Genomic DNA, 16,107 nt, shown 5'->3' with positions numbered 1-16,107 from the left:
TGCTGCTTCTCTACCGCGCGCTCGGAGCCGGCATGCGTCGCCTCCTGGATACGGCGCTGCAGGTCCGCGAGCTTCCCCGCGGTCGTGTGGATGTCGATGTCGCTCACTGGATGTTCGCCTGCCCGAGCCCAACGCTCGTCTCGTGAGAAAGGTCCATGGAGATCCTCCGGGTCATTGGGTACCGCTCTTCGGTGCGGGGCCGCCCTTGCACGTCAGAACGTGTCGAGAGGGACGTACACGCCCCAGACGTCGCGCAGGGCGTGGGAGACTTCGCCGGCCGTGGCGCCGAGCCGCAGGGCCTCGCGCATGGGAGGCAGCACGTTGTCGGTGCCCTGGGCAGCCGCGCGCAGGGCGTCGAGGTTCCGCTCGACGGCGTCGTTGTCGCGCTCCCTGCGCAGGGCAGCGAGGCGTTCGCACGGGTCGGTCTCGATCCGGGGGTCGACGCGCAGCGGCTCGTACGGCTCTTCCTCGTCGAGGAGGAACTTGTTGACGCCCACTACGGTGCGCTCTCTGTTGTCGATCTCCCGAGCGATCCGGTACGCGGACTTCTCGATCTCCGACTTCTGGAAGCCCTGCTCGATCGCGGCGACGGCGCCGCCCCGGTCCTCTACGGCCTGGATCAGTTCAAGGGCCGCCGCCTCGATGTCGTCGGTCATCGACTCCATGACGTAAGAGCCCGCGAAGGGGTCGACGGTGCTGGTCACATCGGTCTCGTATGCGATGACCTGCTGTGTCCGCAGGGCGAGCCGCGCTGCCTTCTGGGTGGGCAGGGCGATGGCCTCGTCATAGGAGTTGGTGTGCAGGGACTGCGTGCCACCGAGGACCGCGCCCAGGCCCTGCAACGCGACCCGGACCAGGTTGACCTCGGGCTGCTGCGCGGTCAGCTGCACGCCGGCGGTCTGGGTGTGGAAGCGCAGCATCTGCGACTTGGGGTTCTTGGCCTTGAACTCGTCGCGCATGATGCGGGCCCAGATGCGTCGGGCTGCGCGGAACTTCGCGATCTCCTCCAGCAGCGTGGTCCGGGCGACGAAGAAGAAGGACAGGCGCGGCGCGAAGTCGTCGACGTCCAGGCCCGCGGCGATCGCGGCGCGCACGTATTCCTTGGCGTTGGCGAGGGTGAACGCGATCTCCTGCGCGGGCGTCGCACCGGCCTCGGCCATGTGGTAGCCGGAGATGGAGATCGTGTTCCAGCGCGGCAGTTCCTTGTGGCAGTAGGCGAAGATGTCGCTGATCAGCCGCAGGGACTGCTTCGGCGGGAAGATGTAGGTGCCGCGGGCGATGTACTCCTTGAGCACGTCGTTCTGGATCGTGCCGGTCAGCTGGTGGCCCGCGATGCCCTGCTCGGCCGCGACCAGCTGGTACAGCAGGAGCAGCGTCGACGCGGGTGCGTTGATCGTCATCGACGTCGACACCTTGTCCAGGGGCAGGCCCTGGAACAGCGTGCGCATGTCCTCGATCGAGTCGATCGCCACGCCGACCTTGCCGACCTCACCGTGAGCGATGGCCTCGTCGGAGTCGTAGCCCATCTGCGTCGGCAGGTCGAACGCCACGCTCAGACCGCCGGTGCCGGCGCCGACGAGTTCGTGGTAGCGCTCGTTGGACTCCTTCGCCGTGCCGAACCCGGCGTACTGCCGCATCGTCCATGGCCGGCCCGTGTACATCGACGGATAGACGCCGCGGGTGAAGGGGTATTTGCCGGGGGCGCCCAGCTTTGCACCTGTGTCGAAACCGTCCAGCGCGGAGCTGTCGTAGAACGGCTGGATCGGCAGGCCGGACTCGCTGTGGGAGATGGCATCCACGCCGGAAGCTCCTCTGTTGGTACTCGATCTCGTATTGACGGTACTCAGTACCATTCGGATGGGCAAGTGGCCTCCACGCTTCGAGACCGGGAAGGATGGTTGTTCATGAGCAAGCCACCCGTGCGGATCCGACTCATGGACGCCGCTTTCGCGCTGTTCGACGAGCGCGGATATGAGCAGACCACCGTCGACGACATCGCCGAGCGGGCGGGAGTGGGGCGCACGACGTTCTTCCGGCACTACCGGTCCAAGGAAGCGGTGATCTTCCCGGATCACGACCGGCTGCTCGACCTGATCAGGGACCGGCTGGCCACCTCCAGCCACAGCACCGCCCTGGTCGCCGTGTCCGACGCGGTCCGCCTGGTGCTGCTGCACTACATCGACGAAGGAGACCTCGCTCGGCGGCGATACGCGCTCACCAGCAAGGTGGCCGCCCTGCGCGACCGGGAGATCGCCAGCGTGGCCCGCTACCAGCGACTGTTCCGCGAGTTCATCTCGGAATGGATGGGGGATCCGACGGAGTCGGCGTCGCTCAGGGCCGAACTCATGGCAGCGGCCGTGGCCGCGGCCCACAACCATGTGCTGCGCCGCTGGCTCCGGGGTGAAGCCTCCGACCCGGTCGCGGAGGTCGACGAAGCGATGCGCGAGGTGCTCGCCCTCTTTCCGGGCCCTCAGTCGTCCCGGGAAGCCGGCGACGGCGGCGCCACCGTCGTCATGTTTCGAACGGGTCAGGACTTCGAGGCCCTGCTTCCTTCGCTACGGCGCCTGGTCGAAGGCGGCGCCGAGCGGTGAGGCGCGTGAGGCGATCCCGGGTTCTGTCGTAGCGGCGGCAATTCAACGTGGGCCGGGGTCGCGGGGTGTCGGCCGCCTCGCCCCGCGACCCCGGTGGAGCGCCACACCCACACCTGCTTTTCCTGCCTGGGCAGGTGTATCGCCAGGCGGCCCTCGTCGGCGGATATCGACGAGCCTTCGCGTTCCTGTGGCTTCCCAGATACCTGAGCGAAAGCGCCCCGTTAAGCGTCGCAGCTTGTCCCACCCATCGTGAATTGAGTGACGCAGGTCACATTCGAGATGGAATGAATGCGCGGCATTACTTGTTTGGACAGGTAACGATGCGTCGAGTGTCGTTTGAAGGTGCGCCCCTCGAGGGTGTGCCGTATCCCCTACAACAAGGAGATTGATCATGTCGAAGGCTTTCCAGCCGTACGAGCTGGGCGGGAAGCGTCTGGCGAACCGGATTGTGATGGCTCCGATGACGCGGAGCCGTGCGTACGGTGCTGGGCAGACTCCGACGGACCTGATGGCGACGTACTACGCGCAGCGGGCGAGCGCGGGTCTGATCGTGACGGAGGGTACGCAGCCGTCGCCGATCGGCCAGGGCTACCCCGACACCCCGGGTGTCCACTCCGCCGAGCAGGTGGCCGCGTGGCGCAAGGTGACGGACGCGGTCCACGCCGAGGGCGGTGTCATCTTCCTGCAGATCATGCACACCGGCCGGGTCGGACACTCGAGCTGGACGGGCCGGCAGCCGGTGGGTCCCTCCGCGGTTCAGGCCGCGGGGCAGATCTACACCCATGACGGCCTGAAGGACTTCGAGGTCCCGCACGAGCTTACGGAGGCGGAGATCGAGGAGACCATCGCCGACTACGTCTCCGCGTCGCGCAACGCGATCGAGGCCGGCTTCGACGGTGTCGAACTGCACGGTGCCAACGGCTACCTGATCCACCAGTTCCTGGCGCCGAACTCCAACACGCGTACCGACGGCTGGGGCGGCTCGCCCACGGCGCGCATCCGTTTCGCGGTCGAGACGGCGAAGGCCGTCGCGGACGCGATCGGTGCGGACAAGGTCGGTTTCCGTATGTCGCCGGGCAACCCGTTCAACGACATCGCCGAGAGCGACCGGGCCGATGTGGAGGCCACCTACACCGCGCTGGTGGACGCGCTGGCCCCGCTGAACCTCGCCTACCTGCACCAGATGGAGGCCCCCGAGTACCGCGACTTCACGGTGCAGGCGCGCAAGGCCTGGCCGACCACGTTCATCCTCAACCCGTTCACCGGCCAGGAGCCCACCGGCCCCGAGGAGCTGAAGCTGATCGAGGACGGCACCGCCGACCTGGTCGCCTACGGCGCCCTCTTCATGGCCAACCCCGACCTGCCTGCCCGTCTGCAGCAGAGCGGTCCGTTCAACACCCCGGACCGTTCCAAGTCCTTCGGTGGTGACGAGAAGGGCTTCACCGACTACCCCGCCCTCGAGGGCTGAAGCCGCTCCGTGAAGCGCGGCTGACATGTACCGGCGCCCGCCCGGCCCTTTGGTCGGACGGGCGTCGCGGCGTATCCAGTCGAGGGCGATCAAGGGCCGCTCAGTGCTCGGGCGGGTCACGAGCAGGAAAAACACGCACGATGCGGGGCGGTCGATGGCGAACCGGTCACCTGCAACTTGCCTTCCTGTCCGGGCTCTTGGCGCAGGCCCCGTCCGGTCACTCGATGGTGGCGGGGAAGTGGGTTGCTGCCCAGTCGGCGATCGCATGCAGCACGGGGACGAGTGCCTGCCCGTGTTCGCTGAGTTCGTAGCGGGAGCGGACGGGTGGCCCGGGCTCCACGGTACGGGCGACGAGTCCGGCAGCGCTCAGGTCCCGAAGGCGGCTGGAGAGCATCCGCTCGCTGACGTCGGGCACGGCCCGGGACAGGTCGGCGAAGCCCAGCGGTTCCTCGGACAGCGCGGCGAGGACCAGGCCGTTCCACCGCTTTCCCAGGACGTCGAAACCGCGACGGAGGTCGGTGGCGTCGTTGTGGCGGCCCGGCTCGCGAGGGCTGTCGGGCTGGGAGTGCTGGCACTGGGGCATGTGTGGTGCGGAGTCCTTAGGCGTATGCGGGGCTGCGTAGGGGCTTGCTCGCACCCGAACCGAGCAGCATGGCTTTCTCGCCCTCTGCGGGCTGGCTGTCCGCGGAGCGCGGGTGCCGTCGGCGCCCAGGGCGCCCGCCTCCAGCGCCTTTGATTGTTTGAACAGGTAATTTTAGCCGAGCATTTCGCTGCTTGTGTGACTGGGTCGCTCTGAATAGGTGGGATTGCCTCGTACTTTGCTGTACGGCTTGCGTCGGGAGTGAGTGGATGTCCCCATGGGGTCGCCGTCGAGCGGGATGCAACCCAGAAAGCTGCTCGGACAGCGAAACTGTGTTCTGCCTCGCTGTTGCGGCGCTGCTGCGTGCCGAGGCCGTCACCGGCCGCACCTGGGTCTCGGATCGGCCTTCGGATTACACGTACGGCGCCGCCCCGGCCGCAGGGGCCGAGCGACGCCGGGTGCAAGCGGCTGTGCCGCCGTGGGTGCCGTCAGCGGTGGTGGACCGACTCGACGGTGTAGACGCGGGGCTCGTGTCCGTCGGCGAGCTTCAGCGCTTCATCCATCTGTTGCCGGGCCGCAGGGTCGCCCAGGACGGCGCGCAGGTCCGATTCGCTCTCCCACTGGGCGTAGACGGTCACACGTGTGCCGTCGGTGCTGGCATGGACGTTGGCGGAGATGAAGCCCTCGCGGTGCCGCAGTACCTCGTCGCTGTTCTTCGCGAGCAGGTCCACCAGCGCGCGCTGCCGGCCGGGCTGGACCGTGAACACGCTGATGACCGTGGCCACCGAAGCGTGTGCGGTGATGGTGGTGTTCACCGCGGGACCTTCCTGGGCCGCCGTCATGACTTCGCTGGTTCGGCCGGGCGCTCGACGACGAGGTCGCGCTCGAAGCCGTCCTGCAGCCACTCCCGGCAGGCCTGGGCGTACGCGAGGGGACCGCCCGGGTAGCCGGAGTGGATCAGGTCCGTCTGCGGGTTGGGGGCGCAGTTGAAGTCGGGGCGGGGCATGCCGGCGGCCGCCTGCTTCAGCTGCTGGGCCCAGCGCTCCTCCGCCTCCGGGCGGACCTCGAAGGTGGCGAAGCCGCCGTCGAGGACGCGCCGGACGATGGTGGCGACGTGCTCGCCCTGGTCGTACAGCTGGTGGGTGAAGTTGATCGCGTGCGTGGCCTGGGGGATGCCGCCGACCACGAAGAGGTTGGGGAAGCCCGCGGCCAGGAGGCCGTGCAGGGAGCGCATGCCGTCGGCCCAGTGCTCGGAGAGCAGCTCCCCGCCACGTCCGGCCACGGGGAAGTGTCCTGCGTTCATCGCGAAGCCGGTGCCGAAGATCACGCAGTCGGCCTCGAATTCGACGCCGTCGACGAGGATGCCCTTCTCCGTGAGGCCTTCGAGGCCGCGGCCCTCGGTGTCCAGCAGCGTGACATCGGGGCGGTTGTAGGCCTGCAGGTAGGTGTCGCTGAACTGGGGTCGGTTGCAGCCCAGGTTGTAGTACGGCTTGAGCTTCTCGGCCGTGTCCGGGTCGTCGACGATGGAGGCCATGTCGGCCCGGATCTTCTCCATGGCCGCGTAGTTGCCGAACAGGATCCGCTCGGCGAGGTCCGCGGGCTCGGTGCCCTCCAGCAGGGCGGCGACCTCCGGGGAGGCGCCGGTCATCATCTTGGACAGCCCGGTCAGCGAGTCGTTGAGGATGTCCTGGGCGGGCGGCGTACTCCCGGGAGCAGGCTGGGCGATCGCCGTGAGGTTCTCGACGCGCTCCTTCTGCCAGCCCGGCTTCTGGTCGCGGAACCATACGGGGTCGGTGGCATGGTTGTTGCGGGGTATGACGACCACCGGTGTGCGCTGGACGACGAACACCTGCTCCGCGTACTTGCCCAGCTCGGGGATGAACTGGATCGAGGAGGCCGCGGTGCCGATGACCGCGACCCGTTTGCCGGCAAGCTTGACGAGGCCGCCGCGCTCGCTGCCGCCGGTGTAGCCGTAGTCCCAGCGGCTGGAGTGGAAGACGTGGCCCTGGTACTCGTCGAGGCCGGGCACGTCGGGGATGCTCGGGTTGTCGAGGGTGCCGCTGCCCAGGCAGACGAACTTGGCGCGCATCTCGTCGCCGCGGTCGGTGGTGACGATCCAGCGCTCGGTCTCCTCGTCCCAGCGCATACCGGTCACCTGCGTCTGCATGCAGGCGTCCTTGTCGAGGCCGAACTTCTCCGCGAGCAGCTGGGCATTGGCGCGGATCTCGTCGCCCTGGACGTACTTCTCGGTGGGCATGACGCCGGTCTCTTCGAGCATCGGCATGTAGGAGTAGGCGTCGACGTCGCAGCGGATTCCGGGGTAGCGGTTCCAGTACCAGACGCCCCCGAAGCCGGCGCCCTTCTCGATGAGGCGGACGCGCGGCACGCCCGCCTTGCTGAGGTACGCGCCCGTGATGATGCCGGTGTGGCCGCCGCCGACCACGACGACGTCGACCTCGTCGCGCAGGGGCTCGCGCTCGACACCCGTCTCGACGAAGGGGTCCTCGACGGACAGCACCGTGCTCTGCGCGACGGGGCGGCTTCCCGCCGACTTCTTCGAACGGCGCTTCTCGCTCTCCTCCTGGTACTTGCGCCGGATGGCCTCCGGGTCGAATCCGGTTCCGCCGAGAGCGGCGGGGGTGTCACTCACTTCTTTCTCCTTACTGTGGACTGTGGGGATCTGTGCAGGAGGGCTCTGGCGCCGGGCTAGTCCTCGGGGCTCGCCAGCACTCCGAGCTGCTGCAGGAAGCCGAGTTCGTCCCCGACGGCCCAGACCTCACTGACCTTGCCGTCGGTGACCTTCTGGAACAGGACCTCGTCGAACTCGACCTTGCGGTGTGTGGGGGCGACCCCGAGGAACTCGCCCTCGTGGGTGCCCGAGAAGGTGACGTGCGTGATCACCAGGTCGCCCTCGACCACCTGGGGTCCGACGACGTTGTTGCGCATGTCGGGGAACGCGTGCAGAAGGACGGCGTAGGCGGCTTTGAAACCCTCGATGGGGTCCGCTGGGGGTGCGCTCTGCTCGTTGAGACCGTTGCGCGATGCGTGGGAGAGGCTTCCGAGGTACTGCGCCGACCGCTGCATGCCCATGCGCCGGAGCTGGAGGTCCGGGTGGAGCACCTCGTGGGCGAGGTCGGGGCGGTGGGCGTTGATGACGTCCTCGATCAGCCGGTTGACGACGGCTTTCGGGTCGCTCGACACGTTGGGTCCTCTCGCAGAACTCGTAGCAGGTGACGGCTGGAATCCCGGCCGGGAACGGCCCGGGAACGGCCCGGGAACGGCCCGGGAACGGCCCGGGAATGGGGCGTGCCGACGCGGCGGAAAGAGGCAACGGACATGCCACGGTGGGCCGAAGGGCGTCAGCTGGACGGTGGGTTACCCTCTGTGGCAGGCTCGCCGTGTGCTCCTGGTGCCGCCGCAGCCAGACGCGCCCGCGCGGCCGCGTGGATCTCGGAAGGGCCGCGAGCCCACTCGAGTGCACGGCCGGCCAGGGTGGCCACCGGCCGGTCCCAGCCGGAGCGCACCAGGACAGGCCGGTGAATGCCGAGCTCTGCCCGCGCCCAGCCCGGGAGCAGCCCCACCGCCGCGTTCATCAGCAGGCCCGCGACCAGCCGTTCCCGCCCGGTGCGGCCGAAGCCGCGAAGGAACCGCACGACGTCCAACGCGGCCGGGGTGACGTGGAGTTCGGGGCGCAAGCGGGCCAGATAGCGTGCGACCTCGCGTGTGCTGCGCGGCACCTCCACCGCGCCCAGCGCCTCGGCGACGGGGGCGACCTGCGCGTAGTAGGTGTCGCATTCGGCCGGGGTGAGCCGGGAACGGCGCGGCGCATAGACCTGATAGCCCGCCAGGAAGCTGTACACCTCGGCGGTGTGCACCCACGTCAGCAGCTCGGGGTCGTCCGCACGGTACGGCCTGCCGTCCGGGGCCGTCCCGCGCACCTGGGCGTGGATGCGCCGCACGAGGTCGATCACGTCCCGCGCCGCCTGCTCGGAGCCGAAGGTCGTCGTGGTGATGAACCGCGCGGTACGGATGAGCCGGCCGGTCGGGTCGGTGCGGAAGTCCGAGTGCTGGTCGACCCCGGCCATCGCCAGCGGATGCAGGGACTGCAGCATGAGCGCCGCGAATCCGCCGGTGAGCATCCCCGTCGGGTGGCCGTGCACCCGCCAGACGGGGTCGTCCGGGGCGATCCCGAGCAGTCCGGGATCGCCGGCCGGCCCCGCGTACCGCTCGAGTTTGAGCTCTCCGCCGTGCACGGTCGCCTTGAGCTCGTCCGCAATTCGGGTTCGCAGTCCCACCAGTACCTCCATGTGTTTCGAGTTCAGGCTCCGCCGACTCCGAACAGCTGCCCGAGGCGGCCCGTCATCAGGTCCGCGCCCTTGAACTGGGAGGTGACGTCGGGCCCGGCGATTCCCCTGCCCGGCAGCTGGGCCGCTCCCCCGGTCGGACCGAGAGGGAGGATGATGGCGGCCGGCCCCGGCTGGTAGGCGGCGAGTTCCTGCTTGCCCTCGATCAGTGCCTTGATGTTGCCCGCGACCACCTCGACGTGGCGGTTCGCCGCACTGGCCTGCTTGGGCTCGGCGACGTCGGTGATGTCACCGAGGGCGAAGACCGTGTCCTGGCCCTTGACCTGGAGGGTCTCGGTCACCGCTACCTGTCCGTTCGCCCCGCGTACGTCCGCCAGAGCCCCGGCGAGGTAACCGGTCTGCGGGACGACACCGAAGCAGCGGAACCAGATGTCGGCGGTGATGTCGACGTCGGAGGTGGTGCTGACGTGGAAGGTGCCGCGCTCGCCCGGCTCGGTGGGCGGGTTCTCCTTCAGTGGGGAGCCGAGGACGAGCTGGATGTCCAGTTCGCCGAGCTGACGGCCGACCTCCTCGCGCAGCTCAGGGTCGTACTCGCTGAGGATGTCGGCCACCGGGTCGACGATCACGACCTTCTTCTCCGGCCAGACAGCCTTGATCTCCCCGGCGAACTCCAGCCCGACAGGCCCGGCACCGAGCAGCAGGACGTGCTCGGCCGCGTGCAGGTTGGCCTGCGCCTGGCGGTACTTGTGCTGGGCGGCCGCGGTGTCGTCCACGTCGCTCTTGGCGGGGAAGGGGTAGCCGGAGCCGGTGGCCAGCACGATGTAGTCGGCCGCGAGCTCCTCACCGGAGGCCAGCATCACGCGGCCCGGTTCCACCCGCACCGCCCGGTCACGTACCACGCGCCCGTTGGGGAGCAACTTGTCGTAGGGGAAGAAGATCCGGGGCAGGAAGTCGGGGTCCACCGCCGCGCGCAGGGCGCCCACCGCGTGGAAGAAGGCCTCCTTGGGCTCGACCAGGACGACGTCGGCGACGCCGTCCAGCGCCTTCGCCGCGGCGCTGCCGCCGTAGCCACCGCCGACAACCACTACCTTCTTGGACATCACGTACTCCTCAATGGGTGTGCATGTGGTGCATGTACTGGGAGCAGGCTCGTGCGGGGGCCTGCCAGAGATGGATCAGGGTGCGGTCAGCAGGCCGTGCATGGCGCCCGACTGGTAGCGCTCGACGGCGTCCACGACACGCGGCTGGCTGGACATGCAGAACCCGCCGTACATGTAGGCGGGAGTGCGCAGCGGCCGGCCCGCTCCGAAGAGGAACTGCGCCCCCTGTTCGCCGGCCTCCACCTCCACCGCGCCTTCGCCCTGCTCGAACACGGCCAGGCCCACCGGGCCGATGTCGCCGCGGCTCGTCGGCGTGGCGATGCGCCCGTTGCCCCTGACCGTCATCAGGAAGCCGCGGAAGTCGGGGTCCACGGGGATCTCGACGCGCGCGCCGGGCCCCAACAGCAGGTCGTACACATGGGATTCGGCCGCCTCACGGACGGGCGAACGCATCCCGAACGCCTCGCCGGCCACCACGCGCATCGTCACGCCCTCGGAGAGTTCGCCGGAAGGCAGGTCGCCCGGGGTGAAGTGCATGCCGTACGGGTCGTTCTCCTCGGCGGATTCCGGCAGGCGTACGAAGATCTGCACGCCGTGCCCGAGACGGCCGGTCTCCTCGACCACCTCGTCGTGCACGATCCCGGAAGCCGCGACGGTCCAGTGCAGGCCGCCGGGTTCGATCAGGCTCTTGTCGCCGAGGCTGTCCCGGTTGTGCAGCCGGGTGACGGAGTCGTCGAACATGTAGGTGGCCGCGGAGAAGCCGGCGTGCGGGTGCGGCGCGAAGGTCGGTCCGGTGATCTCGAACAGATCCATGTTGAGGAAGGGATCCAGGTCGACGGCGAAGCGCGAGCCGCGCGCCGAGAACTGCGTCCCGATCTTGTGGGTGTCGATGTCCGTGACGGTCGACAGGACACGGGGTCCGTGCATGTCGTCCTCCTTGAGGTCGTTCGCTTCGGGGCGCGGGGGTGGGCGGTCAGCCCATGTGGGCGGCAGGAGCGGACTCGCCCTGCTTCTGCTTGCCGGCGTTGATGGCGAACAGCGTGATCAGCAGACCGCCGATGAAGAACACCGCCGCGACGGCGAAAGCCGTGGTGTAGCCATGGGTCAGGGCGTCACCGGCCCTGGCCACCAGGCCGAAGTCCTTCATCGCGAAGGCGCGGTAGAGGGTCGCCGCCGCGTCGGGCAGTCGGCTGTTCGCCGCCGACGTCGAGATCGTGGAGAGCACCGCCAGCCCCAGCGCACCGCCCACCTGCTGAGAGGTGTTCAGCAGCGCGGATGCGATGCCGGCGTCCTGGTCCCGCACCCCGCTCACCGCGCCGAGGGTCATCGGGACGAAGGTCATGCCGAGACCGACCGCTGTGACGAACATGGCAGGCATCAGGTGGGTGATGTAAGAGGCCCCCGGCTCGAGGGTGGCGAACCAGAACATGCCCGCCGCTCCTACCGCCAGACCGGGACCGGCGATCTGCCGGGGTGCCAGACGGGCGACAAGTCGCGAGCTGACGCCGGCCGCCACGGCCATGCCGACGCTGAACGGCAGGTAGGCGAGTCCGGTCTTGACCGGGCTGTAGCCGAGGATCTGCTGCATGTAGAGCGTCAGGAAGTAGAAGGTGGCGAACATGCCCGCACCGACGAACAGCATGCTCGCGTACGCACCGGCGCGGCTGCGGTCCTTGAACAGGCGCAGCGGCATCATCGGATGGGTCGTCCGCACCTGCAGGGCGACGAAGAGCACCAGCAGGAGGAGGGCCGCGGCGAAGAAGATAAGCGTCAGGCCGTCGGTCCAGCCGTCCTCACCGCCGCGGGTTACGGCGTACACCAGGGCGATCAGACCGCCGGTCCCTGTGATCGCTCCGGGCACGTCGAGGCGGCCCGTGTTGCGCTCGCCCTCCGCGAGCAGCTTCGTCCCGACGAGTACGGCGGCGCCGATGGGGATGTTGACGAAGAACACCCAGCGCCAGTCGAGGTAGTCGGTCAGGACACCGCCGAGCAGCAGACCCACCGTGGATCCGAGTCCCGCCATGGCCGCATAGACACCCATAGCCCGGTTGCGGGGCTTGCCCTCGGGGAAGTTGGTCGCGATCAGCGACAGCGCGGAGGGAGCGGCTGTCGCGGCGCCGATCCCCTGCAGGATGCGGGCGCCGATGAGCAGCCCCTCGTTCTGCGCCAGCCCGCCCAGCAGCGAGGCCACCGTGAACGTCGCTATGCCGATCTGGAACATGCGACGGCGGCCGTACAGGTCGCCGGCCCGGCCACCCAGGAGCAGAAGGCCACCGAAAGCCAGCGCGTAGGCGTTGACGACCCAGGCCAGGTTGGAGGCGGAGACGTCGAGCTCGGTCTGGATGCTCGGCAGCGCGATGTTGGTGATGGTGGCGTCCAGGACCACCATCAGCTGCGCGGCGGCGATGACGACGAGAGCCAGGCCGAGGTGGCGGCCGGGGGGCGCCTCGGCAGGTGCTGCGGACTGCTGATCCGCGGCGAACGTCGAGTTGTCGGTGGACATGCGGGGGACTCCAGGGTCAGAGCTGTGTGGCAGGCGGCAACGAGAAAAATATACAAGCGTTGAGAAAAATTCCCAAGCAAAGTGGCGTCGGCCCGGCGCCGGCTGGCGCGCGGCAGCCTGAAGAACCCCTTGACCTGCGAAAACGTCTCGATCGACAGGCGCACCTTTCGATGCGGCCGTACCGCTGCTGTTCGCCCTCTCCCTCGCCATAGCATTGCCTTGGCGCGACGCGCGTCGGGCGCTGTCTCGGCAGAGCCCGACCCGTCTCAGCCCGGCTGGTGCGCGCCGATCATCAGGCCGGCCGTCGTCACTGGCGCTTCGAAGGGGATAGGCGCGGCCATCGCCGCAGCGCTGACCGGGGAAGGGGCGAGCGTGGTGGTGAACTACGCGAGCCCGCGGGACGCGGCGGAGAAGGTGGCCGCCGGGATCATCGCAGCCGGCGGCAAGGCGGTCGCCGTGCGAGGCGACGTCAGCAAGGCCGACGACGCCCGCGAGAGCGCGGAAGCCGCCGTGCGCGAGTTTGGCGAACTCGACGTGCTCGTGAACAACTCCGGCGTCTACGAGTACGCCGGCCTAGCTGACTTCACCGAGGCCGGTCTCCACCACTTCTTCAACATCGACGCGCGTTGTCCAGGGCATCGCCGACGGTGCCGACGCAACCGAGCCGGCATCCCAGCTGGTGCTGGAGGCCGTCCATCACGTGTTCACCGCGTGCCGCCTCGCCCTGTCCATGAAGGCCGACGCGATCGTCGTCGAGTCCAACTACGGCGGGGACATGGCCCGTCAGGTGCTGTCGCAAGCCTGGGAGCAGCTGCGCCGCGATGGCACCACCGCCGGGCAGCTCATGCCCCGAGTCCTCGAAGTCGCCGCCAAGGTCGGCAAACGCCTACGGGCCGAACCGATCGCCCAGCTGTACGAGCAGGGCCTCATCCACCACGTCGGCACCCACGTGCGCCTCGAAGAGCAGATGGTCACCTGGGTCGTCGGCATGGACAGCCCCGACCGGATGGACGCAGCCGTCCACGGACTGACCGAACTCGCTGACCCCGACCAGCTCGCCACCGTGGCCGGACACATTCACGACGACCGCCTCGGCGGACGCCGATAACCCCCGGAAAACGGGGCTCTGCCCGCGATTCCGTGAAGGACCACGGTGGGTACCGCCTCAGCTCTCACCGGAGATGCTCGCCCCAGGGATGATCTCCGTACGCCTGGGCGATGGCAGCTGCCAGCCACTGTCGCTGCCCGACGTCGAGCGTTGGGAGTGCGGCTCCGAAGTCCTCTTCGTCCTTCGGTCTGGGCTGGTGGGCCTTGTAGAAGAGTTGGACCTCTGGCGCCAGGTAGGGCACGCCTTCTGTCGAGTGCCTCCCCAAAAGGTTGATCGGGCGTCGGACCTGGGCGCATCGCCTGGAGATCCAGTCCTGGCCCTCTGCTTCATCGAGCATGATCTGGATCTGCCAGGGCTCCGAACGGCCGGGACGGCACCAGATGTCGTGGACGCCGGCGGACAAGATCTCTCCAGGCTGCCACGGCCTGAGAGTCCCAGGCGGGTCTGCCGCCCACCACTCCCATGTCGGCATCACCTCCTGGACGACCCGTTGGTCGCGCCGAAGCAACAGGACATCGATGTCGCTGTGTTCTCGGAACGAGTAGCCAACTGCGAGTTCGATGGCGTAACCCCCCGCAACCCACCAGGGGGCCTTGGCCGAGGAGAACAGCCTTGCCGCATCGGCCAGAGTTGCAGGCTCCCAGGGCCCCACGGCGTCTCGGTGCGTGTCACTCAGAGAAAGTACTGCTGCATGATCCTTCACGGAATCGCGGTCAGAGCCGAAAACGGCCCATAAAGCCCAACGTCCCCAGCCCGTTACGGCTGCTAGCCTCACCGCCCATGACGATCAGGGGGAAAGTCACCGCCGCACTCGTGTGCGCCCTCACCGCCAGCACGCTGCTGAGCGCGTGCAGCAACACCCCGAAGCCGCCGACATCGGAGGAGATCAAAGCGTCCGCGCAGGCCCGCGTGGACGCCTCCCTCAAGGCGGGCCGCGAGGCGCGGGAGATCGCCGTGGACAGCGCCTACACGCCCAGCGATGAGCTGTGCCAGGCCGTGTGGGACCGCAAGACCAAAACGGAGCAGCAGGCCCTGTCGCAGTCGATCTGGATGCACGGCTGCGCTGACGCCCCTGCCAAGTAGCGGGAACCGGGCGGAATACCCATCGCAAAGTGACCGAATGCGTGTCGCCGAGCAGCAGGCGGCGCCCACGCGGGTCTACTGTCCGTTCTCAACGAACTGGGCCGTCTACGTTTCCCAGTGAACTCGATCTGTAACGGCGCGACCCTGAGCGTTACTCGAACGGGCTAACATCTCCGTCTTCACCGCTTACGGTGGCATGCCCGCCGCGGCCTCGTCATCGGCGCGCCGAAGACGTTGGATGAGGTCATGGACAGCACAGCCAACACCACTGGGTGCCTGCCGGACCACACGCACCACCACGCGACCTATGCGGAGTTCACTGACGCGTACTGGCTGGATTCACCCACATTCGTCGACGACGATCCGCCAGTTCGGCTGCATGAGGTGACGTCCGCTGACCGTCCGCACGGGCAGATGCAGGCAGAGCCTCCTGAGCGCCAGCTGGGCGCGGCTTGAGCCGCTGCGCTCTGGAGGGGGCAGCGCATCGGGCTGACGTGGTTCATGTCGTAGCGCCGCCCGTATTCTGGTCGGCGGGGGCGCGGGGCCTTGCACGCGTGGAGGGCACCCGTGAGGCTGCGCGAACTCGTCATCGACGCCTGGTCGTGGCTCAACTACAAACCGGCGATGGCCGATCCGCACCGCCCCGACCACCGCACCTTCGCCGAGGTCAACTCCTCCTGGGTACCCGAGGCTGACCGGCGGCGCCTGGACGCCTCCCTGCTGGAGGGCCGCAAGGAGCAGCTGGCGATCCTAGAGTCTGGACAGGCTTCTACTCGCGACCTGGACAAGAGCCTGTGGAAGAAGAAGACCCCCCGCCGAGCAGCACAGCCCTGCTGTACAAGGAGTAGCTGACCGGCCACGGTCAGCCAGTAGCCGCCCAGTTCTCGACCGGGCCCACCGAATTCGGGCGCCCCAGCGCGATACGTCCGAGGATCTTTCCTCTCATGAGTGTGGTTAGAGAGCACTCGCCCCTCGACGCGGTCTCGCGGCGGTCGTTGTGCCGTCACGGTTCGCGACAGGAAATGTCAATTGCCAGCCACGCAACGTGAGTTGACTCGCCGCGCGGGTGGGCCCTCTGGCATCATCTGACTTCGCGTCGGCAGGGGGCGAGTGAACGGTACCCGGGTCGGTGTGTCGTGTGTGCAGGTCAGTCGCCGGAGGGTCGTATGGATGCAGCATCGCTTGCGCTAGCGGTGGCTACAGCTGTTGGGCAAGGTGCATTGAACAGCGTCGGTACAAGAGCCGTAGACAACCTGCTGGAGATGATCCGGCACCGGTTCCGGCGCGACAACGACGCACTAGCTTCGCTCGACCAGGCCGAATCGGACCCTACGCTGCTCGCCGCGTCCCTGGCGCGGTACATCGAGAGC

General features: G+C 68.4%; 16 protein-coding genes and 1 pseudogene. 7 read left to right on the top strand and 10 right to left on the bottom strand.

Translation table 11 applies throughout. The features are described 5' to 3' along the window. Positions 1-212: 212 nt before the first annotated feature. Entirely contained in the window at positions 213-1,799 is a 1,587-nt protein-coding gene (locus ACWD4J_RS30355; RefSeq protein ID WP_451398641.1) for an acyl-CoA mutase large subunit family protein, read from the bottom strand. A 105-nt stretch (positions 1,800-1,904) separates the two neighbouring features. On the opposite strand from ACWD4J_RS30355, the gene ACWD4J_RS30350 reads away from it, so the two are divergent. Together ACWD4J_RS30350 and ACWD4J_RS30345 are read left to right on the top strand one after the other, a co-directional pair. Beyond that, positions 1,905-2,591, top strand: coding sequence for a TetR/AcrR family transcriptional regulator (locus ACWD4J_RS30350; RefSeq protein ID WP_451398640.1), 687 nt, complete (start codon positions 1,905-1,907; stop codon positions 2,589-2,591). A gap of 391 nt (positions 2,592-2,982) precedes the next feature. Beyond that, on the top strand, positions 2,983-4,059 hold the full coding sequence (locus tag ACWD4J_RS30345) for an alkene reductase (protein ID WP_451398639.1): 1,077 nt from the start codon (positions 2,983-2,985) through the stop codon (positions 4,057-4,059). Positions 4,060-4,276: 217 nt separating this feature from the next. On the opposite strand, the gene ACWD4J_RS30340 is transcribed toward ACWD4J_RS30345, so the two are convergent. The 8 genes from ACWD4J_RS30340 to ACWD4J_RS30305 all read right to left on the bottom strand — a co-directional run bounded on the left by ACWD4J_RS30340 (position 4,277) and on the right by ACWD4J_RS30305 (position 12,546). Further along, positions 4,277-4,642: a winged helix-turn-helix transcriptional regulator gene (locus ACWD4J_RS30340; RefSeq protein WP_451398638.1), complete on the bottom strand. Its 366-nt coding sequence runs from the start codon at positions 4,640-4,642 to the stop codon at positions 4,277-4,279. A gap of 485 nt (positions 4,643-5,127) precedes the next feature. Further along, on the bottom strand, positions 5,128-5,454 hold the full coding sequence (locus ACWD4J_RS30335) for an antibiotic biosynthesis monooxygenase family protein (protein WP_451398637.1): 327 nt from the start codon (positions 5,452-5,454) through the stop codon (positions 5,128-5,130). A 23-nt stretch (positions 5,455-5,477) separates the two neighbouring features. After that, positions 5,478-7,289 carry a flavin-containing monooxygenase gene (locus tag ACWD4J_RS30330; protein WP_451398636.1) on the bottom strand — a complete coding sequence of 604 codons (1,812 nt, stop codon included), beginning with the start codon at positions 7,287-7,289 and terminating at the stop codon, positions 5,478-5,480. Between the two features lie 56 nt (positions 7,290-7,345). Continuing rightward, on the bottom strand, positions 7,346-7,840 hold the full coding sequence (locus ACWD4J_RS30325) for an ester cyclase (protein ID WP_451398635.1): 495 nt from the start codon (positions 7,838-7,840) through the stop codon (positions 7,346-7,348). A gap of 158 nt (positions 7,841-7,998) precedes the next feature. Further along, positions 7,999-8,934 carry an oxygenase MpaB family protein gene (locus ACWD4J_RS30320; protein WP_451398634.1) on the bottom strand — a complete coding sequence of 312 codons (936 nt, stop codon included), beginning with the start codon at positions 8,932-8,934 and terminating at the stop codon, positions 7,999-8,001. Positions 8,935-8,957: 23 nt separating this feature from the next. Continuing rightward, a complete protein-coding gene (locus tag ACWD4J_RS30315) occupies positions 8,958-10,043 on the bottom strand; it encodes an FAD-dependent oxidoreductase (RefSeq protein WP_451398633.1) in 1,086 nt (361 codons plus the stop codon). A gap of 75 nt (positions 10,044-10,118) precedes the next feature. Further along, entirely contained in the window at positions 10,119-10,970 is an 852-nt protein-coding gene (locus ACWD4J_RS30310; RefSeq protein WP_451398632.1) for a pirin family protein, read from the bottom strand. Positions 10,971-11,016: 46 nt separating this feature from the next. Beyond that, positions 11,017-12,546, bottom strand: coding sequence for an MFS transporter (locus ACWD4J_RS30305; protein ID WP_451398631.1), 1,530 nt, complete (start codon positions 12,544-12,546; stop codon positions 11,017-11,019). Between the two features lie 81 nt (positions 12,547-12,627). Between ACWD4J_RS30305 and ACWD4J_RS30300 the strand changes: the two are divergent. Both ACWD4J_RS30300 and ACWD4J_RS30295 read left to right on the top strand, forming a co-directional pair. Continuing rightward, positions 12,628-13,161: pseudogene (locus ACWD4J_RS30300) on the top strand (SDR family NAD(P)-dependent oxidoreductase); the annotation flags it as partial. Positions 13,162-13,225: 64 nt separating this feature from the next. Continuing rightward, positions 13,226-13,654 (top strand): hypothetical protein, encoded by a 429-nt coding sequence (locus tag ACWD4J_RS30295; protein ID WP_451398643.1) that lies wholly within the window; start codon positions 13,226-13,228, stop codon positions 13,652-13,654. A gap of 64 nt (positions 13,655-13,718) precedes the next feature. Here ACWD4J_RS30295 and ACWD4J_RS30290 read toward each other — a convergent pair whose 3' ends face one another. Then, entirely contained in the window at positions 13,719-14,357 is a 639-nt protein-coding gene (locus tag ACWD4J_RS30290) for a nucleotidyltransferase domain-containing protein (RefSeq protein WP_451398630.1), read from the bottom strand. Between the two features lie 77 nt (positions 14,358-14,434). Between ACWD4J_RS30290 and ACWD4J_RS30285 the strand changes: the two genes are divergently transcribed. The 3 genes from ACWD4J_RS30285 (at position 14,435) to ACWD4J_RS30275 (ending at position 15,589) form a co-directional block, all read left to right on the top strand. Further along, positions 14,435-14,737, top strand: a complete 303-nt coding sequence (locus ACWD4J_RS30285; protein ID WP_451398629.1) for a hypothetical protein — start codon at positions 14,435-14,437, stop codon at positions 14,735-14,737. Between the two features lie 246 nt (positions 14,738-14,983). Further along, positions 14,984-15,193, top strand: a complete 210-nt coding sequence (locus tag ACWD4J_RS30280) for a hypothetical protein (protein WP_451398628.1) — start codon at positions 14,984-14,986, stop codon at positions 15,191-15,193. A 111-nt stretch (positions 15,194-15,304) separates the two neighbouring features. Further along, entirely contained in the window at positions 15,305-15,589 is a 285-nt protein-coding gene (locus ACWD4J_RS30275) for a hypothetical protein (RefSeq protein ID WP_451398627.1), read from the top strand. Positions 15,590-16,107: the final 518 nt, after the last annotated feature.

The organism is Streptomyces sp. NPDC002577 (assembly GCF_053594815.1).
Note: the sequence above shows the minus strand (reverse complement) of the source record. Positions and strands in the feature narration are given on the sequence as shown.

Bases quoted from the DNA above. Each gene is read 5' to 3' on its own strand.
- ACWD4J_RS30350 (WP_451398640.1), top strand. From the start codon at position 1,905: ATGAGCAAGCCACCCGTGCGGATCCGACTCATGGACGCCGCTTTCGCG.
- ACWD4J_RS30285 (WP_451398629.1), top strand. From the start codon at position 14,435: ATGACGATCAGGGGGAAAGTCACCGCCGCACTCGTGTGCGCCCTCACC.
- ACWD4J_RS30305 (WP_451398631.1), bottom strand. From the start codon at position 12,546: ATGTCCACCGACAACTCGACGTTCGCCGCGGATCAGCAGTCCGCAGCA.
- ACWD4J_RS30315 (WP_451398633.1), bottom strand. From the start codon at position 10,043: ATGTCCAAGAAGGTAGTGGTTGTCGGCGGTGGCTACGGCGGCAGCGCC.
- ACWD4J_RS30345 (WP_451398639.1), top strand. From the start codon at position 2,983: ATGTCGAAGGCTTTCCAGCCGTACGAGCTGGGCGGGAAGCGTCTGGCG.
- ACWD4J_RS30340 (WP_451398638.1), bottom strand. From the start codon at position 4,642: ATGCCCCAGTGCCAGCACTCCCAGCCCGACAGCCCTCGCGAGCCGGGC.
- ACWD4J_RS30310 (WP_451398632.1), bottom strand. From the start codon at position 10,970: ATGCACGGACCCCGTGTCCTGTCGACCGTCACGGACATCGACACCCAC.
- ACWD4J_RS30280 (WP_451398628.1), top strand. From the start codon at position 14,984: ATGGACAGCACAGCCAACACCACTGGGTGCCTGCCGGACCACACGCAC.